This window comes from Chachezhania sediminis (assembly GCF_009765275.1).
Taxonomy (GTDB): Bacteria; Pseudomonadota; Alphaproteobacteria; order Rhodobacterales; family Rhodobacteraceae; genus Chachezhania; species Chachezhania sediminis.
On the sequence record NZ_VOPH01000001.1, the window covers coordinates 751,742 to 775,561 of the forward strand.

A 23,820-nucleotide genomic window follows, 5' to 3' on the forward strand; every position below is an offset into this window, starting at 1 on the left:
CTTCAGTCAGCGAAGCGGAGCGTTGCCGCGGATCAGATCCGCCGCGCGTTCCGCGATCATGATGGTGGGGGCATTGGTGTTGCCGCCGATCAGTGTCGGCATGACCGACGCATCGACGACTCTCAAGCCCTCGATCCCGTGGACCCGCAGTTGGGGGTCGACGACGGCCATGTCGTCCACGCCCATCTTGCAGGTGCCCACGGGGTGATAGATCGTGTCGGCCCGGTCGCGGATATGGCTTTCCCACTCTGCGTCGGTCATCCCGTCGGCAATCCCGAACAGCTCCTTGTCGCGATATTTCGCCATGGCAGGCGCCATCAGGATCTCGCGCGTCATCTTCGCGCCCCTGATCGTCGTCTGAAGGTCCCGCGGGTCCGACAGGAATTTCGGATCGATCCCCGGATCGGCCAGGGGATCGGCGCTTTGCAGGAAGACCTCTCCCCGGCTGTGGGGGCGCAGGGCGCAGACATGGCAGCTGAACCCGTAGCCCAGGTGCAGCTTGCGCGCGTGATCGTCGACGATGGAAATCACGAAATGCAGCTGGATATCGGGCCGCGACAACGACGGATCGGTCTTAAGGAACCCCGCGCCTTCGGCAAAGGGCGTGGCCAGCATGCCGGTGCCGTCCTTGCGCCATTTGAACAGCTCGCCGGTAAGGTGCATCCCGCCCGACAGGCCGATGCCGAAATTGTCGGTGTCCTTCGAAGTGAAGGCCTGGATGAAATCCAGATGGTCCTGCAGGTTCTTGCCCACGCCCGGCAGGTCGTGGACCACGTCGATCCCGTGCCGGCGGATCTCGTCCCCAGGGCCGATGCCCGACAACAGCATCAGTTGCGGCGTGTTGAAGGCGCCCCCCGACAGGATGACCTCCCGCCTTGCGTGAACGGCCTTTTCGACCCGGCCCGCGCGATAGCGGACGCCGGTCGCGCGCTTGCCGTCCATAACAATCTTCGTGGCGTGCGCACCGGTGACGATGGTCAGATTCTTGCGGGCGTCCCGCACCGGGCGCAGGTATCCTGCCGCGGCCGAGCAGCGTTCGCCGTTATGCTCGCCGCCGTGGAACTGGGTGACCTGGTAAAGGCCCACGCCCTCGTTATCGCCGGTGTTGAAATCGGCGACTTCGCGGTGCTGGCATTCGGTCGCTGCCTCGACGAAGGCCCGCGTGATCGGGCGGGGCGATTTCTGGTTCGACACCTGCAGCGGCCCGCCGTCGCCGTGGACGTCGTCGGCGCCGTTCTCGTTGTTCTCGGCCCGGCGGAAATAGGGCAGGCATTCGTCCCAGGACCAGCCGTCGCAGCCCAGGTCGGCCCAGCCGTCATAGTCGGATCTGTGGCCCCGGACATAAAGCATGGCGTTGATCGCGCTGGACCCGCCCAGGGCCTTGCCCCGCGGCTGATAGCCGATGCGCCCGTTCAGCCCGTCCTGCGGCACCGTGTTGAAGGCCCAGTTCGAAATCTTGCCATAGCCCGGCATCATCGCGACCACGCCTGCCGGGCAGCGGATCAGGATATGCTCGCCATTGCCCCCCGCCTCCAGCAGGCAGACCGAGACTGCGGGATCCTCGCTCAGCCGTGACGCCAAAGTTGCACCGCCGGATCCACCGCCGACGATGACATAATCGAATGTCGTTTGATTGTTCATGGAAAGGCCCCTCCCAGACCCGGTGAACGAAGCCTCCCCGCCCCGCGAAAGGGACTGAACGGATTTTCTGGACACTTGTCCAGATTTTCCGACCCAAGTCGCCCGGTGCCATCGCGTCAAACGGGAAATGCGCCGGCCGGACCCGGGGGCCCAGAGGTCCCGGAAACGCGCCGGCGGCCCGGATCCCGGCGCTGGTCGCCGCGAACCTTCTGGCCCCGCGGCGCCCGGCATTCCCTTGCCGCGGCGCTTCTGGTCTAGTGCGCCGCGACACATTCGGGACAAGGAAGCGGTTGATGAAGATTGCCACGATGGCCACCGGCGGGATCGGTGGATACCTAGCGGTGAAGCTGACCCAGGCGGGGCACCAGGTGGCGACCATCGCCCGCGGCGCCCACCTGGACGCGATCCGCGACAGGGGCCTGACGCTGGAGACGGCCGACGGGTCGGAAACCGTCACCCCGTGGATCGCGACCGATGATCCGGGCCAGGTCGGCCCGGTCGACGCGATCATCTTCGGCGTGAAGGGCGACGGGCTGGAGGCCGCGGCAAAGGCCTGCCTGCCGATGATCGGCCCAGACACGATCGTCCTGCCCTTCCTGAACGGGGTCGAGGCGTCCGACCGCCTGATCGCGATCCTGCCCCAGGCCAATGTCGGCAACGGCGTGGCGCAGGTCTCGACCACCATTGCCGGGCCGGGCCTGATCCGGCAGACCGGCGGATCGGGCCAGTTTCTCTTTGCGGAACGCGACAGCCGGCCCTCTGCCCGGGTTGATGCGCTGCGTGCCGCGATCAACGAAAGCGGCGCGGCGGCCCCCGTGACGACGGATATCGTCAGGGACCTGTGGCTGAAATTCATCATGTTCTCGGCCTTTTCCGGCGTCACCGCGGCCGCGCGCTGCACGGCGGCCGACATCCGCACGTACCCGCCGCTGGGCCAACTGTTCCGCGACGTGATGGCGGAAACTGCCGCCATCGGCCGGGCCCGCGCTGTGGACCTGCCCAACGACATCGTCGACAAGATCTGGGAACGGGTGAAGAAGTTCCCCGATTCCATGCGCGCCTCGACCGCCCTCGACCTGGAAAAGGGCCTGCCGCTGGAAATCGAATGGGTCTCGGGCGCTGCCGTTCGGCTGGCACGGGAAAGCGGGCTACCCGCCCCGTGCAACGCCGCGATCTACGCCCTGCTGCAGCCCCACCGCAACGGCCGTCCCGCCTGACACGAAACGGCCGGGCACAGGCCCGGCCACATCCACAGGGCGCGTGGGGTCCGGGGTTCCCACGCGCCGTTCCCGGTCACGGACCGCGCGCACCCCGTACGGTGCGTGGCCCCCACGCACCGCCACGCCGGTCAGCCGGCCTGCCGCTTCAGCTTGTGCTCCTGCAACGCCGGCAGGATGATCCGCCCGACCACCGCGGCCACCGTCGCGGCATAAAGCACAAGCGCGATCCAGCTGTCGAAGAAGGCGCTCATCTCGCCCTTGCCGATGATCAGCACCCGTTGCAGATTGTTCTCCAACAGCGGCGACAGGACAAAGCCGATCAGGAACGCGGCTTCGGGGATTCTCAGCGCCCGGAACCCGATCCCCACCATCCCGGCGACCAGCATCACCCAGACATCGAACAGCGAGTTCGAGATGGCGAAGGCCCCCACCACCGTCAGCACCAGCACGATCGGGAACAGCACGTCGCGCGGCACCTCGACGATGCGCTTGATGTATTGCGTGCCGTAGCGCCCAACGATCAGCACGATGGCGGACGAGATCAACAGCGTGATGTACAGCGCGTGGATGAAGTCCAGATTGTTCTGGAACAGCAGGGGCCCCGGCGCCAGCCCGTGGAAATAGAAGGCGCCCAGCAGCATCGCGCCCACGATGTCGCCCGGAATGCCCAGCGCCAGCAGCGGGATCAGCGTCGACGCGCCCGTGCCGCTGTTGGCGCTTTCGGCCGCCGCCACACCCGACAGGGCGCCCTTGCCGAATTCCTCGCGGTCGGGGGCGGACCTGCGCGCCTCGGCATAGCTGACAAAGGTGGATGCCGTGGCGCCGATCCCCGGGATCGCGCCCAGGATCACGCCGATGAAGCCGCCCTTCAGGATCGTGGGCAGGATCATGCGGAAATTCGCCATCGACAGCCGCCCGCTGGCCCCACCTGCCGTCCTGCCCACGCCCTTGCGCGCCTGCCGCGGCCCGAAATAGTAAAGCAGGATGTCCGGCAGCGCGAAAAGCCCCACCAGAAGCGGCATGAACGCGATGCCGTCGTAGAGGTTCGCCGACCCGAAGGTGAACCGTTCCGACCCATAGACCAGATCCAGCCCCACGGTGCCCGCGATCAGGCCCAGCAGCCCGCCCACGATCCCCCGCAGAAGGCCTGAGGTAGAAATCGCCGCGATCACGGTCAGCGAGAAGACGATCAGCGCAAAGAGTTCGACCGGCCCGAACTTCAGCCCCAGTTGCGCCAGCGCACCGGCCAGCAGGATCAGCGCCAGGACCGAGATCAGGTCGCCCAGGAACGACGCCCAAAGCGCCGTGTCCAGCGCCTCGCCCGCGCGGCCCTTCCGCGACAGGGGATAGCCGTCCAGCATCGTGCATGCGGCGGCGGGCGTGCCAGGCACGTTCAGCAGGATGGCAGAGATCGAGCCCCCGAACAGCCCGCCCTTCGAGATGCCGAAGATCAGCACCAGCCCCGGCAGCGGGTCCAGGAAGAGGGTGAATGGCAGAAGGACCGAAATCGACATGGTGATCGTCAGCCCCGGGATCGCCCCGATGATCGCGCCCACGATCACGCCGATGGGCAGGAAGACCAGGACCTTCCAGTCAAGGATCATGGCGAAGACGCTGGACCAGTATTCCATTGCGAAACCCTCAGGAAATCAGGCGGACGATGCTGGGGATCGGCACGCCGGCAAGTCGGATGAACAGCAGGTGGATCACCAGCGCGAAGACACCGGCCACGATCAGCGCCCGGCCCCAGCCGATGTCGGAGGCGAACAGGAACAGGCCCATGATGAAGCAGAAGGCCGACAGCTCGATCCCGATAACCGGGATCAGCAGCACGAAGGCGGCAAAGCCGGCAGCAAAGGGAATGGCGCGCCGGAGACGGATCGGACCGGGGGAGACGGCCTCCGTCCCCGGCTGCATCCAGCCCACCAGCAAAAGAAGGATACCGCAGAACACCACCAGCCAGGACAGCCGGTCCGGAAAGTCGTGCGGGGCCAGCGTATGGGGCTGCGAGAACCCCGGATCGTCGACGCCCAGGGGCACGACCAACAGGGCCAGAACCAGTCCGACAAGAAGCGTGACCGCTCCCGGCAACAGGCGCAACAGCATGGAAACCTCCTTCGCGGGGGGATGACGGGATGCGTGCCCGTGCGGCCGGCCGGTCCGACCGCGGCGCACGCACCCCGTGCCGGGCCGGATATCAGTGGGTCAGGCCCAGCGGTTCCAGGATGGTCTTGTACTGGTCATAGTTCGACCGGATCAGTTCGGCGAACTGGTCGGACGGAAGGTATTTCGGGATCACGCCCAGTTCCTTCAGGTGGCGCTTGACCTCCGGATCCTCCAGCGCCTGCCGGGTGGCGTCGCTGAAGGCCTGCACGGCCTCGTCCGGCGTACCTTCGGGGGCGATGAAGCCGAACCAGCTCGACACGTTTTCGAAGCCCTTGAAGTCCAGGTCGTTCAGCGTCGGAACGTCAGGCAGGCCCTCCCACCGTTCGTCGTTCAGGATGGCGATGGGCTTGACCGCCCCGGCCTGCGCCTGGCGCAGCACGACGGCATCGAACTGCCCGTCGACATGGCCGCCCAGGACGTTGTTCATCGCCTCGCTGGAGCCCTTGAAGGGCACGTGGTTCACCTCGATCCCCGCAGCATTGGCAAAGATCTCGACATAGAGATGCGTGATCGAACCGATCCCGGCGGACCCGAACGTGATGTCGCCCGGATGTTCCTTCGCATAGGCGATCAGTTCCGACAGGTTGTCGGCCGGAAAGTCCTTGCGCATCGCCAGCGCGCCATAGCTTTCGGCGATCTTGGCCACCGGCTGGATGTCGGTCAGCGGATCATAGTTCAGCTTGCGCATCTGTGGCGCGATCACCAGCGTCGCGGTCGGGACCATGGCAAAGGTCAGCCCGTCCGGCTTCGACTTGGCCAGTTGCGTAACGCCGATCACGCCACCGCCGCCGCCGATGTTCTCGATCGTGATGTTCCGGCCCAGGATTTCCTCGATCTTGGGCGTCACCGCGCGGGTGATGTTGTCGGACGTGCCGCCCGGGCCATAGGGAACAATCACCCGCAATCCGCCCGCGGGCCATTCGGCCCGCGCCGTATCGGGCAGGCCCAGGGTCAAGGCCAGCGTTGCGGCGGCGGCCAGCAGACCCCGGCGGGTCCAGTTCTTCGTGAAGACGTGTGTCATGGGTCTCTCCTCCCAGTCGGATCCAGTCAGTCGTCGGTTCTTCTTGTGCCGCGGATCTCCTCCGTCTTCGGCGATGGCCCCGCGGGCAGCCCATCGCCTGTTGCGCTGCGGGCGCCGTACCGGGCGCCCGTACCCGTCACTTGCCCGTCACTTGCCGGTAAAGACCGGCGCCCGTTTTTCGCGATAGGCGGCCAGGCCTTCCTGCAGGTCCGCGCTGTCGCGGATGCGGCTCACGGTCATCTGCGCCAGCGCCATCTGTTCCGACGGGCAACGCACCATCATGTGGTCGTTCACCGTGGTCTTCAGCGCCTCCAGCACCAGGGGCGCCATGGCGGCCATTTCCTGCGCCATGCCCATTGCCACCTCCAGATGCTTGCCGTCTTCTGCCACCTCGTTGACCAGCCCCATTTCATAGGCGCGACGGCCCGACACCGGGCGGCCCAGCAACATGATCTCCATCGCCAGCTTGTGGGGGATGCGCGCGGCCAGTGCCGCGATGATGCCGCCGGTCAGGCCCAGCTTCGCCTCGGGGTACGAAAACTTCGCCCGCTCGGTCGCGACGCACAGGTCGGCGGTCGCCGCCATCACAACGCCGCCGCCCACGCACCAGCCGTCCACGGCACAGATCACCGGCTTCGACGTATCGATCCCCAGCGTCGGCACACAGCGCCAGAGTTCGGGCATGTCGACCACGTCGGCCCCCGAGGTGAAGGCCTTTTCCCCCGCGCCGGTGATGATCGCCACCCGCTGATCCGAGGCGTCGAATGCGGCGAAGCCTGCCTGCAGGTCCTTGGCCACACCGCTGCTGATCGCGTTCAGCTTTTCGGGGCGGTTGATGGTGAAGACCGTGACCCGGCCCTCTTCGGTGATCAGCAGATCGCTTGTTGCGTCCGGCATGTCAGTGCTCCTCCTCCAGCAGCAGTCGCGCGTCGACGCCGGTGACCCCCTGCCCCGCCTTGCGGACCAGCACCGGGTTGACGTCCAGTTCGGCAAAATCGGCACCCAGGTCGCAGGCCAGCCAGCCGATCCGCGCGACCGCATCGGCCAGCGCGTCCACGTCCAGCGGCGCGCTGCCGCGGAAGCCGGTCAGCAGCGGCGCGACCTTCAGGCCAAGGATCATCTCCTTCGCCTCGGCCACGCTGACCGGGGCCAGCCGGACAGAGACGTCCTGCATCAACTCGACCAGCACGCCCCCGGCGCCGACCATGACGACGGGCCCGAAGATCGGATCGCGGCGGGCGCCGACGAACATCTCCAGCTCGCCCCTGACCATCTCCTGCACCAGGAAGCCTTCGATCCGCGCCTTGGGGTGTCTCGCCGCCAGCCTGTCCGTCATTTCGGCCACGGCATCGCCCACGGCCCCGCCGTCGGGCAGGTTCAGCACCACGCCCCCGGCATCCGACTTGTGCACGATATCGGGCGAGACGACCTTGACCACGAATGGCCCGGCGAGCCCCTGCGCTGCCTCTTCGGCCTCCACGGCATCGGCCACGACGACGCCCGCGTTCACCGGCACGCCATATTCGGCCAGCAAGGCCTTGGCCGTGGCCTCATCCAGCGCGCCGGACAGGCCGGCCGGCACCGTGCCGGGCGATGAGCCCTTGTCCGGGGTGGGCGGGGTCCGTTCCGTCAGCGTGCGATAGCCGTCGATGACCCGCAGCGCCTCGTCGATGGAATCGAAGTAGAAAAGGCCGTTCTTCAGCAGTTCCGCCCGGGCCTTGTCGCCGGCGCGTCCGGGCTGGACCACGACAAGGAAGGGCTTGCGGTGCCCCGCCTCTTCGGCGCCGCGCATCCCGCTGGCCAGGCATTCGCACAAAAGACGCATGTCGGGCGCCGTGGTGATCGGGGCCAGCACGATCCCGGTTTCCGGATCGCTCAGCAGCGCCTGCGCGGATCCTTCGCCCACCAGCATCGATCCGCCCTTGATCGCGGCCCCCATGTCGATCGGGTTGGCGCAGGCATTGGCGGGGAAATAATACTCCTCCAGCGCCTTGACGGTTTCCGGTGCATAGGTGGTCAGCGGCAAGTCGAAATCCGACAGCCGGTCCGCCGTGATCGCGCCGCCCCCACCCGAGGTCGTCAGGATGGACGTGGCGGCCTTCGACGGCGTCTCGAACTTCGTCAGGGCCGCCGCCAGCATGATCATCGCGTCGGGGTCGTCCATGACCACCACGCCGGTCTCGGCACAGGCGGCAGCGAAGGCCTCATAGCCGCCGGCCAGGCTGGCCGTATGAGAGAACGCGGCCGCTGCTCCGTCGGCCGTGCGGCCAGCCTTGACCGCAAGGATCGGCTTGCCCGCCGCCCGGGCGCGGGTCGCGACGTCAAGGAACCGCGGGCCGTCGGTCACGCCTTCGATATAGGTGCAGATCACGTCGGTCGCCCGATCTTCGACCAGGAAATCCAGAAAGTCGCACAGGTTCAGATCGGCCTGGTTGCCGATGGAAAAACAGTGCGAAAAGCCCACGCCCCGGGTCTGCGCCCGGTCGAAGATCGTGGCCATCAGCGCCCCCGACTGGCTGACCATGCCGATGCGGCCGACCAGCAGCTGGTCGACAAAAAGCGCGGGCGAGGCGCAGAGAACCAGCCTGTTGGCCGGGCTGATGATCCCCAGGCAGTTCGGCCCGATCAGGCGCATGCCGTGCTTGCGGGCCTCTTCGACGATCTCGGCCTCAAGTGCGGCCCCTTCGGACCCCGCGTCCGAGAACTTTGCCGTGATGATGATCGCGGCCTTGGTCCCGGCCTCGGCGCATTCCCTGACGGCCGCCTTCACGTGGTCGCGGGGCACCGCCATCACCGCCATGTCGGGCGGCACGGGCGTGTCGCCGATCGAGGCGTGGCATTTCAGGCCCAGAATGGAATCCTGCTTGCGGTTGATCGGGAAGATCTGCCCGCCATAGCCATGCTGGACCAGCAGCTTAAACAGCCGGCCGCCGAACTTGGTCAGGTCCTCGGACGCGCCGATGACAGCGACAGAGCGCGGCTCCAGCATCTCGGCGATCCGCGCCGGCCGGGTCATGTGGTTCATGTCTTCTCCCCCCTTTGACGTCCTTCGTCCCTCTGACGTCTCTTTCTTGTCCCTCTTATGTCTTCCGTGCCGCGGCCAGCGTGGCGCGATAGGCCAGGATCCTGTCCTTCAGCCCCGGTGCGACCGCCGACCGGACCAGCCGGGCCAGGTCGCCATCGCTGTCCGCGGGATCCGCCAGCGCCTCCTCCAGCGCATGGGCGGTGGCGCGGGGCAGCCTTGTTTCCCGGGCCAGAATGCCGGCCACGGCTGCGTCTTCGGTCCCCGCCTCGATCGTCTGACCGGCCAGCCCCAGAGCCTGCGCTCCGGCCGCGTCGACGGTGCGACCGGACAGCAGGATATCGCGCGCGGCATCCGCGCCGATCCGGCGGGCCAGGCGGCGCGTACCCAGCACCAGCCCGAAATTCACGCCGGGAAAGCTGATCTTCGCGTCCACCAGAAGAAGGCGATAGCGGCAGGCCGCGAACAGGTCCGCCCCGGCCCCCATGGTCCGCCCCTGCGCCAGCACCAGCGTCGGCACGGACAGGCGGGCGACCCGGTCCAGCAGCATCTCGATCCGGACGAAGCGGGCCAGCAGGTCGCCGTCCGACAGGTCTTCCAGGTCCGACAGGTCGAAACCGGTGCAGAAGTGCCGCCCTTCGCCCCGCAGGACCAGAAGCGGCACATCGTCCGCTACGGCCGCGTCCAGCGCCTGGGCAAGCGCCCCGACCAGCGGCTCGGACAGCGCATTGCCCCGGTCGGGACGCGCCAGCCGCAGTTCGCGCCAGCCCGCATGGTCAAGGATGCCCAGATCCCCCGTCACGCGTTTGTCCCTCCTGCCGCCGGCAGGCCCTTCAGGCTTGTCACTTGATCCTCCAGACGGCCGGTTCGACCCATCCGTTCCATATGTTGGAACCATGTTCTTTTATTTAGAATATGCAGCCCGAAAGCTCGTTAGGTCAAGTCTTTTGGATGATATTTTTGATACGGCGTTCCATAATATGGGACGACGTGCAAAAACCGGCCCCCGGGCCCAGCCCGGAGGCGCGCAAGGCACCGTGTTTTGCGGAAAAGACGGGACCGGCGCAGTACGCGCGCCGGCATTACCAGAGGTTGGGAACCGTATCGGCGGTGTAGCCGCTGATGAAGGTCTTGGCGCTGCCGTCTTCCTTGAAGGTATGGCGCGAGACGGCGCCGATATTCGCACCGTAGACATGGATCGACACGGACGGCCGGTGCAGCAGGCCGTTCTTCACCTCGTGGATATCCCCCACGGTCGGCGACACGGCATCGATGGCGCCGGTCTCCAGGATCTCCATCTCGCCCGTCTTGTGCATCTCGCCCTCGGCCTGCACGTAGCGCTGCGCCCTTTCCGACCCGCGCAGCACGCCGATCAGGCCCCAGACGGTGTGATCGTGGATCGGCGTCGCCTGCCCCGGGCCCCAGACGAAGCTGACGATGGAAAAGCGCTGCTTCACGTCGCAATGCAGCAGGTACTGCTGATAGCGTTCGGGCGAAGGTTCGGCATAGGCGTCCGGCAGCCATTCATCGTTGGTCAGAAGCTGCGCCAGCAGCGGCTGGGCCTGTGCCAGCAGTTCGGGTTCGCCCAGGTTCCTGTCGGCCAGGTCGGTCATGTCGCAGACGAAATCGCGAAACGGTCTGATGCTCATCTTACCCGGCCTCCCGTGCCGTGGAATGCTGGCCCAGTTCCGACAGGATCTCGGCCGTGTGTTCGCCCAAATCGGGCGGCGCGCGCCGGATCGGCGGCGTGACGCCCCCCAGCCCGACCGGCGACCCGAAGGTCCGCGTCCGGACGCCCGAGGGCAATGTCATTTCGCTGACCCAGCCCATCTGTTCCACCTGCGGATCGGTCAGCGCCTGCGCATAGGTGTTGATCGGCCCGCAGGGCACGCCCAGCGCCTGGAACCGGTCGACCCAATGGGCCGCGGTTTCACGGCCAAAGGCCACCTCCAGAACGGCGCGCAGTTCCTTCTGATTGCGGGCGCGGTCGCTGTTGGTCAGGAATCGGGGGTCCTGGACCAGCTCCGGCATTTCCACCGTATCGCAGACCGTCTGCCACAGCTTGTTGTTGCCCGCAGCCAGTACGAAGTAGTCGTCCCTGGCCCGGAACGCCTCGTAAGGTGCATTCCGCGGATGAGCCGCCCCCATCTTCACAGGCACCCGTCCGGTCCCGAAGAACTCGGACGTCTGCAAGGCCGCGATGGCCAGGGTGGACCCGAAAAGCGAAACATCGATGAATTCGCCCCTGCCCGTCTCGGCCACCTTGCGCAGCGCGGCAGAGACAGAGAAGGCGCCGTAAAGCCCGGTGGAAAAGTCGCTGACCGGCACGCCGCATTTGACCGGGCCGCCGTCGGGTTCGCCCGTCACGCTCATCACGCCGGCCATGGCCTGGATCGTGACGTCGAAACCGCCCTGGTTCGACCGCGGGCCGGTCTGGCCAAAGCCCGACATGGCGCAATAGACCAGCCGCGGATTGTCGTCCTTCAGCGCATCGTATCCCAGCCCCAGCCGGGTCATCGCCCCGGGGCGGTTGTTTTCGATCACCACGTCGGCGGACAGGCACAGCTGCCGCGCGACCGCCAGGTCGGCCGGGTCCTTCAGGTCCAGCGCCACAGACCGCTTGTTGCGGTTGAGCGAGGCAAAGTTTTCCGAAAACCCTTCCGACAGCGGCGGCCAGCTGCGCAGCCCGTCGCCCCCCCTGGGGTTTTCCACCTTGATTACGTCGGCCCCGAAATCCGCCAGTAGCATGCCGCAGAACGGACCGGCGGCAATCTGGCAAAACTCGATCACGCGGATACCGGCCAGCGGCAGATCGGGGGAAGCGATGTCGGTCGTCATGTCGGGCTGGGCTTTCCTGTCAGGTCCGGAAGGGGCAAGCGTTCCAATATTTGGATCACTGTTTCAAATAATGCCAAGGTGGCGGCAACCCGTCAAGCCCGGGCGGCGTCCTTGACAGCGCGCGGGCGGCCCCTACAAAATCGCGGAACGGCGTTCTTGAATCCGGAACGATCGACGTCCGCGCCCGGCCTGCCGGGCCCGGGGCCATCGCTGCCGCTTTGCCCCCTGCCCAGGCCGCCCCCCGAAGGAGTCCCGCCATGACCAGATATACCGCATCCCACTGGGGCCTCTACGAGGTGGAACAGGACAAGGACGGGCCGCGGCTGGCGCCCTTTCGCGACGATCCCGACCCGTCGCCCATCGGCCTGCACCAGCTGGACCCGTCGCTGGACCGGTCCCGGGTCGCGCGGCCCGCGGTGCGCAGGAGCTTCCTGGAAGGCGGGCCCGGCACACGCACCGACCTCCGCGGCTCGGAAGACTTCGTCGAGGTCGACTGGGACACCGCGCTGGACCTTGCCGCATCGGCCATCCGCGGGGTGAAGGACAAGCACGGCAATGCCTCGATCTTCGCCGGTTCCTACGGCTGGTCCAGCGCCGGGCGCTTCCACCATGCGCAAAGCCAGATCCACCGCTTCTACAACAGCATCGGCGGATACGTCCGGCACATGGATTCCTACTCTCTGGGCGCGGGCCGGGTGCTGCTGCCCCATATCGTCGGCACGATGGACTTCGTTCAGGCCAATCACACCAGCTGGGACGTGCTGGAGGAACATTGCGAACTGTTCATCGCCTTCGGCGGCGTGCCGGCCAAGAACGCGCAGGTGAATTCGGGCATGGCGGCCCGGCACCTTGTCCCCGGCGGTCTGCGTCGGATGGCCGAGGCCGGGACACGCTTCGTCAACGTGGGTCCCGTGTCGGACAATCTGGACACCGGACACGCTGTCGACTGGATCCCGATCCGGCCCAATACCGACACCGCGATGATGCTGGCCATGGCCTGGGTGCTGGAAACCGAGGGCCTGACCGACCCGGCCTTCCTCGACAGCCATTGCACCGGCTATCCGACCTTCCGGCGCTATCTGCTGGGCGAGGCCGACGGCCAGCCGAAAACGCCCGACTGGGCGGAACCGATCACCGGCGTGCCGGCGGACCGGATCGCCGCGCTGGCGCGCGAGGCGGCCGCAAAGCGGACCATGATCAACGGGTCCTGGTCGCTGCAGCGCGCAACGCACGGGGAACAGCCGTTCTGGATGGTGATCACGCTGGCGGCGATGCTGGGTCAGATCGGCACGCCCGGCGGCGGGTTCGGCCTGGGCTATGGTCCGGCGAACCTGATGGGCAGCAACAATCCGCGCCTGCCGGGGCCGACCCTGTCGCAGGGGCAAAACGCGGTGCCGGACTTCATCCCCGTGGCACGGATCGCCGACATGCTGCTGAACCCAGGTGCGGCCTTTACCTATAACGGCATGACCCGCGCCTATCCGGACATCAGGCTGGTCCACTGGGCGGGCGGCAATCCCTATCACCACCACCAGGACCTGAACCGCCTGCGCGAGGCGTGGCAGAAACCCGAGACGATCATCGTCAACGAACAGTTCTGGACCGCCACGGCAAAGCACGCCGACATCGTCTTTCCCGCCACCACGACGATGGAGCGCGAAGACATCGGCTATGCCGCGCGCGAGGCCAACATGGTGGCGATGGACCGGATCCGTGATCCCTTTGCCGAGGCGCGGGACGACTACGACATCTTCACCGCCCTGGCGCAGCGGCTGGGGGCGGAAGAGACCTATACGGAAGGCCTGACCGCCCGCGGCTGGCTGGAGCGGATGTACGAGGAATTCCGCGCCAAGGTCGCGATGCAGGACATCGACGTGCCGTCCTTTGCCGATTTCTGGGACCAGGGGCTGATCGACTTCACCCCGCTGGCCCGGCCCGTGATCATGATGGAGGATTTCGTCCGCGACCCCGCCGCCCATCCCCTGACCACGCCGTCCGGCCGGATCGAGATCACCTCGGCCGCCATCGCCGGCTTTGCGTTGGCGGATTGCCCTGGCCACCCGACCTGGATGGAGCCCAGGGAATGGCTGGGCCAGACCGCGCGGGAAAGCGGGACCATGCACCTGATTTCGGATCAGCCGATGCGGCGGCTTCACAGCCAGCTGGACCCCAGCCCGTGGAGCCGGGACGGCAAGGTCAATGGGCGCGAGCCGGTAGTGATGAACCCCGCCGACGCCGCCGCGCGCGGCATTGCCGATGGCGATATCGTGGAAGTGTGGAACGGCCGCGGGCGTTGCCTGGCCGGTGCGGTCCTGTCCGACGCGGTGATGGAAGGCGTCGTGCGCCTGTCGACCGGGGCCTGGTACGATCCCGACCCGGAAACCGGCCGCGACCGGCACGGCAATCCCAACACGCTGACGCTGGACCTGCCGGCCTCGGGCCTGTCGCAGGGCTGTGCCGCCCAGACCTGCCTGGTCCACCTGTCGGGCCCGGTGAACGACGCGCCCGCGATCCGGGCCTTCGACCCGCCGGCCTTCTTCGCGGCGGAATGATCGCCCACAGGTTGTATTTCGCAGGTTGACCGGCCTTCCAGCGTCATGATATCTGGAACGACTATCCAGATATCAGGACGCGCGAGGGGCCATGGACAAGACGCTGATCAAGGGCCTGACCCTTCTGGAGGCCCTGGCCAACAGCGAGGAGTCGCGCGGCGTCTCCAGCCTGGCCCGCGAACTGGACCTGTCCAAAAGCAACGTTCACCGGATCCTGCTGACGCTGCAGTCCAAGGACTATGTCCGCCGGGTCGACATCAACAGCACCTATGAACTGACGCCGAAGATCTGGGAGCTGGGTGCCAAGGTGCGCGGGCGGCTCAGCCTGACGCGAGTCTCGGCACGACACCTGACGGCGCTGAGCGGAACGACCGGGGAATCCGTTCACCTGTCGATCCTGGACGGAGGCGACGTCGTCTATATCGACAAGATCGAGGGCACCCACCCCATCGCCGCCTATACCCGCGTCGGCGGCCGCGCGCCGGCCTATTGCGTGGCCACCGGCAAGGCAATGCTGGCCCATGTCCCGGACGAGATGCTGGAATCCACGGTGCCGCAACTGGCGATCTTTTCCCGCACGACGCTGTCGAGCTATCCGGCGCTGCGCAAGGAACTGGCCCAGATCCGCGCGCAAGGCTATGCCATCAACCGGGGCGAATGGCGCGAGGACGTCTTTGGCATCGCCGCCCCGGTGATGGACGTGCGGGGCAAGGTGATCGGCGCGGTGGGCATTTCCGGCCCTGCAACCCGCTACAAGCCCAAGCAGATCAGAACCTATACCGAGGAGGTCGTGACCACGGCCCGCGCAATCTCTCGCGAGCTGGGGCATAACTTCTCGGACTGACGCCCCCTCGCGGGCCGAAGCATCCTCACGGGCGAAAATCCGACCATTTAACGTGGTAATCTTTACAAGCCCCGTGCCCGCATGGCACATGCCACCCACGACCACCGGATCGGACCAGAGCCGATCGGGACACGTGGCCGCCCTGGCACTGGACCTTCTCGCACCCTGCAAGCAGACCCATTTGCCGGCATCCCGCCCGGGCATATCCCGGCGGATGCCAATCCGGACCCCGGCATCCGCGCGGACGCCGTCCCGGACGGCGGACATGGCCCTGCATCGGACCGGGCTCTCCGGAAGACGGAGCTGATCGTCGACCCATGACCAGACCTGACGCGCGAGGCACCGCAAGGCTCCCCGCGACCCAAGACCGGACCCGTGCGGACCGGACCCGCCCTTCCCCGACAGCGGACGCCCCGACGGACGATCCCCTGGCCCGGCCTGCCCGCGGAAAGAACCAGCCCCGATGACGATGAGCGCGCGCATGGTCTTCCGATCGTTCAAGGGCTTCAACTATCGGGTCTGGGCCGGCGGGGCCTTCATTTCCAATATCGGCACATGGGTGCAGCGGACCGGGCAGGACTGGCTGGTGCTGACGCAGCTGACCCAGCACGACGCGCGGATGGTGGGCATCGTCATGGCCCTGCAATTCGCGCCGCAGCTTCTGCTGCTGCCCTGGACCGGCTTTGCCGCCGACCACTTCAACCAGCGCAAGATGCTGATGGTCACGCAGGGGCTGATGGGGATCCTGGCGCTGGGCCTGGGCGCGCTGACGGTGCTGGGCCATGTCACGCTGTGGCAGGTCTGCATCTTCGCTTTCCTCTTCGGCTGCGTCGCGGCCTTCGACGCGCCCGTGCGCCAGACCTTCGTGACCGAACTGGTGGGCGACGACGATCTGCAGAACGCGGTGGCGCTGAATTCGACCTCCTTCAACGCGGGCCGGATGATCGGACCGGCAGTGGCGGGGATCGTCATCGCATCTGTCGGCACCGGCTGGGCCTTCCTGATCAACGGCTTTTCCTTCGTGACGGTCCTGATCTCGCTGGCGTTCCTGCGGGTGCGGGAGCTGCGCCCCAATGCCCGCGCCGCCCGCGCACGGGGCAGTTTCGTCGAAGGCTTCCGCTATGTCTGGAACCGGCCCGACCTGCGAACGATCATGTTGATGCTGCTGCTGATCGGGACCTTCGGCCTGAACTTCCCGATTTTCATCTCGACCATGGCGGTCAGCGTCTTCCATGTCGATGCGCAAGGCTATGGCCTGTTGTCGTCGGCCCTGGCGCTGGGAACGGTGTCCGGCGCGCTGCTGGCCGCCAGCCGGGACACGCCGCGGATGGACCTGCTGATCTGGGGGGCGGCCCTGTTCGGAATCGGCTGCCTGCTGGCGGCACTGGCACCGACCTACTGGCTGTTCGCCGCGACGCTTGTGATGACCGGCGGCGCAGTCCTGACCTTCATCAGCACGGCCAATGCGCTGATCCAGCTGACCACCACCCCTGCGATGCGCGGCCGGGTGATGGCCCTGCGGATGAGCGTGACCATGGGCAGCACGCCCATCGGTGCCCCGATCATAGGTCTGGTGGCCACTCACATGGGTCCCCGCTGGGCGCTGGTCTTCGGCGCGCTGTCGGGCGTGGCCGCGGCGACGGTCGCCCTTCTGGCCATGTTGCGCACCCGCAAAGAGCGCGCGTCCGAAAGCCCGCCGCCGACCTGACGCCCTGCCCCATTCCGCCCCGCCCGTCCTGCGCCGTCCTGCATCACCCGCGGAGCGGACGCACGGGCGGGCGCACCGTGGTTCGGTCCGGTCCCCGGCAGCCACCCGGACGGCGCCTGCAGGGACGTTCCAAATTGATTGTCGCAGATCGCATCATGTGCTTAAACACATGCCTACTGGTGTTCTTTTACGAACCGGCAGGTTTTGCCGCCCAGGTTTATTTCAATCGTTGCTTGACCAACGCGCACGGTTTGCCCGCGTCCAACCGGACAAAGCCGCAAGGCATTTCAAAAAACCGATTTTCAGATTTTCCCCTGCCCAGGGGCAAGATCACTTCTCCGGAGGGAGAACTCCGTGGTCCAGATTGTCGCCTTCAACCCGTCTCTCAGCATCGTCTGGCTGGCCGCAGCCCCGGACGAGGATCTGACAGGCTACTCGATCCTGACCTACAGCCATTCCGGCAATCACAGCTCCTACGACGCCAGCTTTCCGATCAACACGTCGAACCCGTTTTACGATCCGGACAACCTGTCCATCGTCTATTACGACCTGGATCAGAGCATGTCTCTCGATCACATCCGGACGGCAATGGCGATCTCCGACCAGAACGGGAATGTCGTCGACTATGTCGGCTGGGGCAACGACAGCAACTTCAACCTTGTCGGCGGCGATGCCGGGGGCGAGACGGTCAGCACCAGCAACGGCACCTTTGCCGGCGACAACGATGAAAACTGGTACAACCGGGCGCCCGGGTCCAGTTGGGACGGCAACAACGGATCGACCGACAACGGCCTGCCGCCGGACTTGACGCCGGGCTTCCCGCCCTGTTTCACGCGGGGCACCTTCATCCGCACGCCCGGCGGCGAAAGGCGTGTCGAAACGTTGTGTGTGGGCGACACGGTCCTGACCGCCGGCGGCGCGGAACGGCAGATCATCTGGATCGGCAGCCGCCGTGTCCGCCTGACCCCGGGCGCGCGAAGCGCCCGCTTGCGCCCCGTCGCGATCGAGGCCGGCGCCTTCGGCCCCGGCCGCCCCTATGCACGGCTGCGCGTCTCGCCCCAGCACCGGATCGCGCTGGAAAGCCGGATGACCGATCTGCTGTTCGGCGAGCCCAGCGCCCTGGTCGCGGCAAAGCATCTGGTGAACGGCGGGGATGTCGCCTGCGACACGGCCTGCGACGAGGTGGAATACTTCCACTTCCTACTCACCTCTCACGACATCGTCCTGTCCAACGGCCTGGCCACGGAAAGCTATTTCCCCGGCCCTGCCATGAACGTGACCCTGGGGTCCGCCCAGCGTGCCGAGCTTTTCGAGCTGTTTCCGGAACTGGAACACGACCCCACCGCATATGGCGAAACCTGCCTGCCGGTTCTTAAAGCCTGGGAAGCGGCGCTGCTGCGTGGCGCGGCAGAGCGTGGGGAACAACCTGTCCCGCATGATGCCTGATCGCACCGGATCTGACGTGCGGGCCATCGGGTCGGAAACCACGCGAAACGACCGAACGGGATGGCGCACCTGACGGGATCCGAACCCGCAACCTGCCCCTTAAAAGGACAGGACCCACCGCAGAATAAAGCATTCTCAGTGGAAAAGCGCTTCCTTGAACACGAATATTCTACGTTTTTGCAGGGAAATCAGTTCTGCGCAGGTTCAATGAACTCAAGAGCATGCCCCAAATCGCATCCGGCGGCGGCGTCCGCCTTCGATACGCGCCCGCAGTTCGTCAGCAACGGCGACTGACCTGCTCCCCAAACCGACGGACCGGGACCGGGACGTTTCCGCGAGGTGGACGTAAAGGCGAAGCTGGCAGGAGCGGACGCCGGCAGGACCTCGACCAATGGCCGTACGGTCTGGGACCGGGCCGTGACAAGTGCCCCCCTGCTCCCGGACGCTTGCAACGCCGGACCGGGAGCAACTCTTGCGTGCGGGCGAACGGCTCGGCCCGGCGCATGGTCGGTCGACGCGTGTCCAGCCGCCCCGACCGCGGCGGGCGTTCCGCAGCGCCCGAGACGACCCGGTCACGTGCGGCGCAGGTCCGCACTGCCATCGAAGGCGCTTTCGCCACAGCCCCGCCCGGCCAACGGATGAGGCATCGCAGGGAAGTCCGGATTCAGATCCCCTGCTCCATTCGTACCTTTCGGGTCGAGCTGAATTTCATGCCCGGCTGGGTCAGCTTTTCTTCGGAACCGGTCCAGGCATAGGCCAGCAGACAGGGGGTAAGCTCGCCGGTCGTGATCCTGTGCTCCATGCCTGGGCGGTTCAAGATCAGGGAACCGGGCGCATGGACCGCTGCGTCGTTTTCGGACCAGTCCCCGGCGACCGAGATATAGCTTTCCTCGATCTCCTTGTGACTGTGCTGCGGATAGGTGGTGCTGGGCGCAAAAAGCACGAAACCAAGCACCAGCTTTTCTGCACGGACGGGACCACGCGGGCCAAGGATCTCGCAATAGGCGTATTTGCGGGCAAGCGCCTTGGGCACTTTCGCATAGCCGTATTCCCAGGTGAGCTTGTCGATGACACGAGTCAAGGCCCGGGACATCCCATGCACAGCGCCGCGCTCCCCGAGATCCAACGCCCGGCCCAGGTGGGCCGTGACCGGCTTTTTCTCCGGGGCGCGGTCGTTGATCTCGGGGTTGGCGTCAATGATCGACGCAAGCGAATCCCGCACCCGCTTGCGGTGCGATCTGATCAGACGGCTGCCCCCTGCCGAGCCGTAGCGGTAAAGCGCATCATATTCGCGAAGAAGGTAAAGCCAGTCGGGGCAGTCGCGCAGGCGAACCTGTTCAGCGCACTCGGAGAGGGTGTCCATTCCAAAAACTCGGCAGATCAGGGGTTGACTGGAACGACGATTCGTCCGCGGACCGTACCGTCGATGAATTTGGATGCGGTTTCGATGACCTCGGCAAAGGGCAACTCGGTCGTCAACTCCTCGAGCTTTCCGAGGTCGAGATCGCTGGCCAGCCGCGCCCATGCTTCCAGCCGGTCGGATTTGGGGCACATGACGCTGTCGACCCCGGCCAGGGTCACGCCGCGCAGGATGAACGGCGCCACCGAGGACGGAAGTTCCATGCCGGCGGCCAGACCGCAGGCCGCAACGACGCCCCTGTACTTCATCATCGACAACATGTTGGCGAGCACCGTGCTGCCAGCGACATCGATGCCCCCGGACCAACGTTCCTGGCCCAGCGGCCGGACCTTGCCGGTAAGTTCGCTCCGGTCGATCACCGAAGCCGCGCCCAGTCCACGAAGATAGTCTGCCTCGGCGGCGCGACCCGTGACCGCCGCAACCTCATAGCCCTTCGCGGCGAGAAGCGCGATGGCAACGCTGCCGACACCTCCGGCCGCGCCGCTCACGACGATCTCGCCGTCGCCGGGCATGACACCCTGCCGCTCCAGCGCCAGGACACACAGCATGGCCGTGTAGCCGGCAGTGCCGATGGCAGCGGCTTGCCGCAAGTCGATGGGGGCCGGCAACGGAACCAGCCAATCACCGCTGACCCGCGCACGTTCGGCCAGGCCGCCCCAATGCTTCTCGCCGACGCCCCAGCCGTTCAGAATAACCCGGTCGCCGGGCTTGAAATCTGCATGGCTGCTCTCTGCGACCGTGCCCGTGAAATCGATGCCCGGCACCATGGGAAAACGCCGCACGACCGGCGCCTTGCCGGTGATGGCCAGCGCGTCCTTGTAGTTCAGCGTCGAATAGGCAACGTCGACCAGTACGTCGCCATCGGGCAACTGGTCTTCGGAGACATCCTTCACCGAAACGGACTGAGTGTCTTCGGCTTTCTCGATCAGCACGGCCTTCATGGTCTTATCCTTCAGTTGTCTTGGTGTCTGGTTCTAGAAGAGGCGAATAAACGCCTTCGTGAAACTGTGCAGGGGGTCGGGGCGCAACTCCAGCTTGGCGCGCAAAATCGCGCCTTCCCATCCGATCCAGAAAGCCTCGGCCAGAGCGTCGGGGTCGTGATCGGCGGAAAGCTCTCCGCATGCCTGCGCGTCGCGAAAAAGCTGCGCCGTGCGCCGCTGCCATCGTTCAAGGACCCCAATGAGCGCATCACGGAAATCGTCTGGCAGCGCCCCCATTTCCTGGCCCAGATTTCCGACGAGGCATCCGCGACGAAATCCGTGGCGTGCCATGCCGTCCTCGGCCATCCCGGTGAAGAGGCGCAGGCGATTCAGCGGCGTGCGGTCCTTGTCAAGGAACGCCTTGTCCAGAAGCGCCGCGAAATACGTGTCGTAAGCGTCGATGAGCGCCAGGCCGAAATCGGCCTTGTTTCGAAAGTGGTGGTAGAAGCTTCCCTTCGGAACTTTCGCGGCTTTCAGGATCTCGTCGACGCCGACCGACGAATACCCTTTCTCGGTCAGGTGTTCGAGCCCGGCACGGATGAGGCGCCGGCGCGCCTGCGAAGCGTCCGGCGCCACCGGCGGACGGCCGCGGCGGGGCTTCTGGGCAGGCTGGGAAGACGCATCTTTCTGGAACATGTAATTTTAATAGACGATTTGGTCTATTAAATCAACGGCAATCTTGAAGCATCCCGCGCAAGGACTTGAAGACGCCGGCACTGGCGAGGCCGGCCATCCCCCTGCAACGATCGCGCTTCGGATCTCCGTCCGGGTTCGATTTCAGATGAAACGTAGACAGGTGGCAGCGCCGTTCTGTTGCGGCGCCATGCTCAAGGCGATTTCTTGAGCCTTATCCAGACCTTTCCCGAAGCTTCGGAACCCGGCCGAACGAACCCAGGTGCGGCACGTCGATCCCCGGCCCCAAAGCAGGACCCCACGCATATAGCTCGGCTTGGGCCCGCACCATTGGGATGCTCCCGGCCCCTGCCCGGCCCCGGCATGAAGGCGCGCCGCGCCGCGTCTTGCGGGTGGCACCTCAGGACAGGACGAGTATGCCTGAGTGCTTTTTCTTGTGTTCGGGCTCGATGTGAATCGTGATCTTGGCGCCCTCGATCTCGTCGCGCAGGGCGTCTTCCACCCGGTCGCAGATCTCGTGCGCGTCGTACACGGTGATCTCGCCCGGAACGACAAGGTGAAACTCGATGAAGATCACCGGGCCGGCATGCCGGGTGCGCAGATCGTGGGCCTCGACGGCGCCGCCGGCCTCTGCCGAGATGATCTCCCGGACCTTGTCGAGCATCTCTTGCGATACGGCTTCGTCCATCAGGCCGCTCAGGGACTCCCGGACAACCTTGAAGCCTGACCAGAGGATGTTGAGCGCCACCAGCCCCGCCATGAGCGGGTCCAGAACCCACCATTGCGTCAGGATGGCCAGCAGCACGCCGATAGCCACGCCGGCCGAGGTGATCACGTCGGTGAAAAGGTGCTTGCCGTCGGCAACCAGTGCCGCGGACTGGGCGCTGCGGCCCCGGGTGATCAGGACCCACGCCCACACGGCGTTGATGACGGTCGCCGCACCGTTGATCAGCAGACCTTCGATAGGAAGCTCCAGCGTCCGGGGGGCAAGCAGTCCCCGGTAGGCTTCGTTCAGGATCAGCAGGGCCGCGACGATGATCATCACGCCTTCCAGCACGGCGCTGAAGAACTCTGCCTTGTGGTGTCCGTATGGGTGCGTGTCGTCCGCAGGACGCGCCGCGACGCGAATGGCGATCAGGGCGGCGATCGCGGTCGCGACATTGACGGTGCTTTCCAGCGCATCCGAATAGAAGGCAACCGAACCCGTAACCCACCAGGCCAGAGCCTTGATGCCAAGGACGAGGACGCCAATGAAAATGCTGGCAACGGCGAGCCGGACGGTCGTGGACAATACAGCCTCCCTTACTTTCGGGCAGGCCTGGCTGGGAACCCCTGCACTTCGGCCACTTTACCGCCCCTATCTCTATCGGCGAACCCGTTCTTGCAAGGGTCCGGCGTGGAGCCTTTTGGCGCAGGCGGTGCGGTCTGCCCCAACGTCTGGCTGGTCCTGCCTTGCGCGCCGCAGGCGGCCCCTGCGCCCGGCGATTTCCCGGAGCTTGCAGGCGTCCGGGCAACGCGTCACCTGAAACTGTTCCGGGTCGGCATACATGCGTTGTCTGGACGAATGCCCCAGGTGGCGCCCAGCCTCTGAACCACGGACAGCTTGCGTGACGGCGCCCGGATCCGGACCGTTCCCGCCCCCGAGGTCAGTGCGCCAGGCCCGCGGCACAGTAGCGGACCAGGCGGTCGATCTGGTCGGCCTCTATCGCCTCTCCTCCACCCAGGTCGCCGATCCGGTCGCGTGTCGTCAGCAAGGCCAGCATGGCCGAGACCGAATAGACGAAACCTTCCACCACCTGCTGACGCGACACCCCCGGCAACAGCCCCAGGATTTCCCCCATGAAAACCGCCGCCGTCGGGTCGAAGTGCCGGGCCGAGATCCCCCGCCACCGTGCATCTACCGAAACGAAGGCCACCAACCGCGCATAGTTGCGCCAGCGCGGCTCGATGGCCGACAGGGCGAACAGGGGTCGCATGAAGGCGTCCATAACCGCCTCCAGCGTCAGCTCTCCCGACGCCCGGGCGCGCTCCAGTGCCTTCAGCCGCTCCTGCGCCAGAAGGTCGGCGCGACGGGCGACAGTCTGCTGGAACAGTGCCTCTTTCCCGCCGCCGTGATGGTGGATCGTGCCCACCGGCTCTCCGGCCTCGGACGCGATATCGCGAATCGTGGATCCATCAAATCCGCGCAGGGCAAAGACCGCTTCCGCAGCGTCAAGAACGCGCTCCCGCGTGGCCAGCGCCCGCTTTGAAGGCGCCCTTTTCCGTTTCGTGTCAGTGCTTTGTTGTGCCGTCATGGAAGAACCTTGCCTTATTTTGAACATTTGTTCAA

At 66.1% G+C, this 23,820-nt stretch carries 19 protein-coding genes; 5 read left to right on the plus strand and 14 right to left on the minus strand.

All coding sequences use genetic code 11. From position 1 onward, the window contains the following. Nucleotides 1-6: 6 nt before the first annotated feature. A complete protein-coding gene (locus FQK05_RS03505; RefSeq protein WP_158964472.1) occupies nt 7-1,641 on the minus strand; it encodes a GMC family oxidoreductase in 1,635 nt (544 codons plus the stop codon). 293 nt (nt 1,642-1,934) lie between these two features. On the opposite strand from FQK05_RS03505, the gene FQK05_RS03510 reads away from it, so the two are divergent. Further along, nucleotides 1,935-2,858: a ketopantoate reductase family protein gene (locus FQK05_RS03510; protein WP_158964473.1), complete on the plus strand. Its 924-nt coding sequence runs from the start codon at nt 1,935-1,937 to the stop codon at nt 2,856-2,858. A 131-nt stretch (nt 2,859-2,989) separates the two neighbouring features. Here FQK05_RS03510 and FQK05_RS03515 read toward each other — a convergent pair whose 3' ends face one another. From FQK05_RS03515 to FQK05_RS03550, 8 genes are all read right to left on the minus strand, one after another. Beyond that, nucleotides 2,990-4,492, minus strand: a complete 1,503-nt coding sequence (locus FQK05_RS03515) for a tripartite tricarboxylate transporter permease (RefSeq protein ID WP_158964474.1) — start codon at nt 4,490-4,492, stop codon at nt 2,990-2,992. A 10-nt stretch (nt 4,493-4,502) separates the two neighbouring features. Beyond that, complete coding sequence (locus FQK05_RS03520) at nt 4,503-4,967, minus strand: tripartite tricarboxylate transporter TctB family protein (RefSeq protein ID WP_158964475.1); 465 nt, start codon at nt 4,965-4,967, stop codon at nt 4,503-4,505. 91 nt (nt 4,968-5,058) lie between these two features. Then, nucleotides 5,059-6,048, minus strand: coding sequence for a Bug family tripartite tricarboxylate transporter substrate binding protein (locus FQK05_RS03525; RefSeq protein WP_158964476.1), 990 nt, complete (start codon nt 6,046-6,048; stop codon nt 5,059-5,061). Nucleotides 6,049-6,195: 147 nt separating this feature from the next. Further along, a complete protein-coding gene (locus tag FQK05_RS03530) occupies nt 6,196-6,945 on the minus strand; it encodes an enoyl-CoA hydratase/isomerase family protein (protein WP_158964477.1) in 750 nt (249 codons plus the stop codon). 1 nt (nt 6,946) lies between these two features. After that, nucleotides 6,947-9,073 carry an acetate--CoA ligase family protein gene (locus tag FQK05_RS03535; protein ID WP_158964478.1) on the minus strand — a complete coding sequence of 709 codons (2,127 nt, stop codon included), beginning with the start codon at nt 9,071-9,073 and terminating at the stop codon, nt 6,947-6,949. A gap of 55 nt (nt 9,074-9,128) precedes the next feature. Continuing rightward, entirely contained in the window at nt 9,129-9,872 is a 744-nt protein-coding gene (locus tag FQK05_RS03540; RefSeq protein ID WP_199252584.1) for an enoyl-CoA hydratase/isomerase family protein, read from the minus strand. 280 nt (nt 9,873-10,152) lie between these two features. Further along, nucleotides 10,153-10,719, minus strand: a complete 567-nt coding sequence (locus tag FQK05_RS03545) for a cysteine dioxygenase family protein (protein WP_158964480.1) — start codon at nt 10,717-10,719, stop codon at nt 10,153-10,155. A gap of 1 nt (nt 10,720) precedes the next feature. After that, on the minus strand, nt 10,721-11,908 hold the full coding sequence (locus tag FQK05_RS03550) for a CaiB/BaiF CoA transferase family protein (protein ID WP_158964481.1): 1,188 nt from the start codon (nt 11,906-11,908) through the stop codon (nt 10,721-10,723). A 257-nt stretch (nt 11,909-12,165) separates the two neighbouring features. Here FQK05_RS03550 and FQK05_RS03555 point away from each other — a divergent pair, with 257 nt between their 5' ends. The 4 genes from FQK05_RS03555 to FQK05_RS03570 all read left to right on the plus strand — a co-directional run bounded on the left by FQK05_RS03555 (nt 12,166) and on the right by FQK05_RS03570 (nt 18,458). Continuing rightward, nucleotides 12,166-14,460: a molybdopterin-dependent oxidoreductase gene (locus FQK05_RS03555; RefSeq protein ID WP_158964482.1), complete on the plus strand. Its 2,295-nt coding sequence runs from the start codon at nt 12,166-12,168 to the stop codon at nt 14,458-14,460. A gap of 91 nt (nt 14,461-14,551) precedes the next feature. Further along, a complete protein-coding gene (locus tag FQK05_RS03560) occupies nt 14,552-15,304 on the plus strand; it encodes an IclR family transcriptional regulator (RefSeq protein WP_158964483.1) in 753 nt (250 codons plus the stop codon). Between the two features lie 463 nt (nt 15,305-15,767). Next, nucleotides 15,768-17,012 (plus strand): MFS transporter, encoded by a 1,245-nt coding sequence (locus tag FQK05_RS03565; RefSeq protein WP_158964484.1) that lies wholly within the window; start codon nt 15,768-15,770, stop codon nt 17,010-17,012. Between the two features lie 354 nt (nt 17,013-17,366). Further along, nucleotides 17,367-18,458, plus strand: a complete 1,092-nt coding sequence (locus tag FQK05_RS03570; protein WP_158964485.1) for a Hint domain-containing protein — start codon at nt 17,367-17,369, stop codon at nt 18,456-18,458. Between the two features lie 664 nt (nt 18,459-19,122). On the opposite strand, the gene FQK05_RS03580 is transcribed toward FQK05_RS03570, so the two are convergent. From FQK05_RS03580 to FQK05_RS03600, 5 genes are all read right to left on the minus strand, one after another. Continuing rightward, nucleotides 19,123-19,821 (minus strand): dimethylsulfonioproprionate lyase family protein, encoded by a 699-nt coding sequence (locus FQK05_RS03580; RefSeq protein WP_158964487.1) that lies wholly within the window; start codon nt 19,819-19,821, stop codon nt 19,123-19,125. 17 nt (nt 19,822-19,838) lie between these two features. Beyond that, nucleotides 19,839-20,819 (minus strand): acrylyl-CoA reductase (NADPH), encoded by a 981-nt coding sequence (gene acuI, locus FQK05_RS03585; protein WP_158964488.1) that lies wholly within the window; start codon nt 20,817-20,819, stop codon nt 19,839-19,841. Between the two features lie 33 nt (nt 20,820-20,852). Continuing rightward, entirely contained in the window at nt 20,853-21,494 is a 642-nt protein-coding gene (acuR, locus tag FQK05_RS03590) for an acrylate utilization transcriptional regulator AcuR (RefSeq protein WP_158964489.1), read from the minus strand. Between the two features lie 397 nt (nt 21,495-21,891). Continuing rightward, nucleotides 21,892-22,782, minus strand: coding sequence for a cation diffusion facilitator family transporter (locus FQK05_RS03595; protein ID WP_158964490.1), 891 nt, complete (start codon nt 22,780-22,782; stop codon nt 21,892-21,894). A gap of 355 nt (nt 22,783-23,137) precedes the next feature. Further along, the gene (locus tag FQK05_RS03600) at nt 23,138-23,785 is read right to left on the minus strand and encodes a TetR/AcrR family transcriptional regulator (RefSeq protein ID WP_199252585.1); all 648 of its coding nucleotides are present in this window, start codon (nt 23,783-23,785) and stop codon (nt 23,138-23,140) included. Between the last annotated feature and the right edge of the window lie 35 nt (nt 23,786-23,820).

What these genes read in the sequence shown, in the direction of transcription:
- acuI (WP_158964488.1), bottom strand. Translation starts at nt 20,819, where the DNA reads ATGAAGGCCGTGCTGATCGAGAAAGCCGAAGACACTCAGTCCGTTTCG.
- FQK05_RS03520 (WP_158964475.1), bottom strand. Translation starts at nt 4,967, where the DNA reads ATGCTGTTGCGCCTGTTGCCGGGAGCGGTCACGCTTCTTGTCGGACTG.
- FQK05_RS03515 (WP_158964474.1), bottom strand. Translation starts at nt 4,492, where the DNA reads ATGGAATACTGGTCCAGCGTCTTCGCCATGATCCTTGACTGGAAGGTC.
- FQK05_RS03505 (WP_158964472.1), bottom strand. Translation starts at nt 1,641, where the DNA reads ATGAACAATCAAACGACATTCGATTATGTCATCGTCGGCGGTGGATCC.
- FQK05_RS03510 (WP_158964473.1), top strand. Translation starts at nt 1,935, where the DNA reads ATGAAGATTGCCACGATGGCCACCGGCGGGATCGGTGGATACCTAGCG.
- FQK05_RS03525 (WP_158964476.1), bottom strand. Translation starts at nt 6,048, where the DNA reads ATGACACACGTCTTCACGAAGAACTGGACCCGCCGGGGTCTGCTGGCC.
- FQK05_RS03535 (WP_158964478.1), bottom strand. Translation starts at nt 9,073, where the DNA reads ATGAACCACATGACCCGGCCGGCGCGGATCGCCGAGATGCTGGAGCCG.
- FQK05_RS03600 (WP_199252585.1), bottom strand. Translation starts at nt 23,785, where the DNA reads ATGACGGCACAACAAAGCACTGACACGAAACGGAAAAGGGCGCCTTCA.
- FQK05_RS03580 (WP_158964487.1), bottom strand. Translation starts at nt 19,821, where the DNA reads ATGGACACCCTCTCCGAGTGCGCTGAACAGGTTCGCCTGCGCGACTGC.
- FQK05_RS03555 (WP_158964482.1), top strand. Translation starts at nt 12,166, where the DNA reads ATGACCAGATATACCGCATCCCACTGGGGCCTCTACGAGGTGGAACAG.
- FQK05_RS03545 (WP_158964480.1), bottom strand. Translation starts at nt 10,719, where the DNA reads ATGAGCATCAGACCGTTTCGCGATTTCGTCTGCGACATGACCGACCTG.
- FQK05_RS03560 (WP_158964483.1), top strand. Translation starts at nt 14,552, where the DNA reads ATGGACAAGACGCTGATCAAGGGCCTGACCCTTCTGGAGGCCCTGGCC.
- FQK05_RS03550 (WP_158964481.1), bottom strand. Translation starts at nt 11,908, where the DNA reads ATGACGACCGACATCGCTTCCCCCGATCTGCCGCTGGCCGGTATCCGC.
- FQK05_RS03565 (WP_158964484.1), top strand. Translation starts at nt 15,768, where the DNA reads ATGACGATGAGCGCGCGCATGGTCTTCCGATCGTTCAAGGGCTTCAAC.
- acuR (WP_158964489.1), bottom strand. Translation starts at nt 21,494, where the DNA reads ATGTTCCAGAAAGATGCGTCTTCCCAGCCTGCCCAGAAGCCCCGCCGC.
- FQK05_RS03530 (WP_158964477.1), bottom strand. Translation starts at nt 6,945, where the DNA reads ATGCCGGACGCAACAAGCGATCTGCTGATCACCGAAGAGGGCCGGGTC.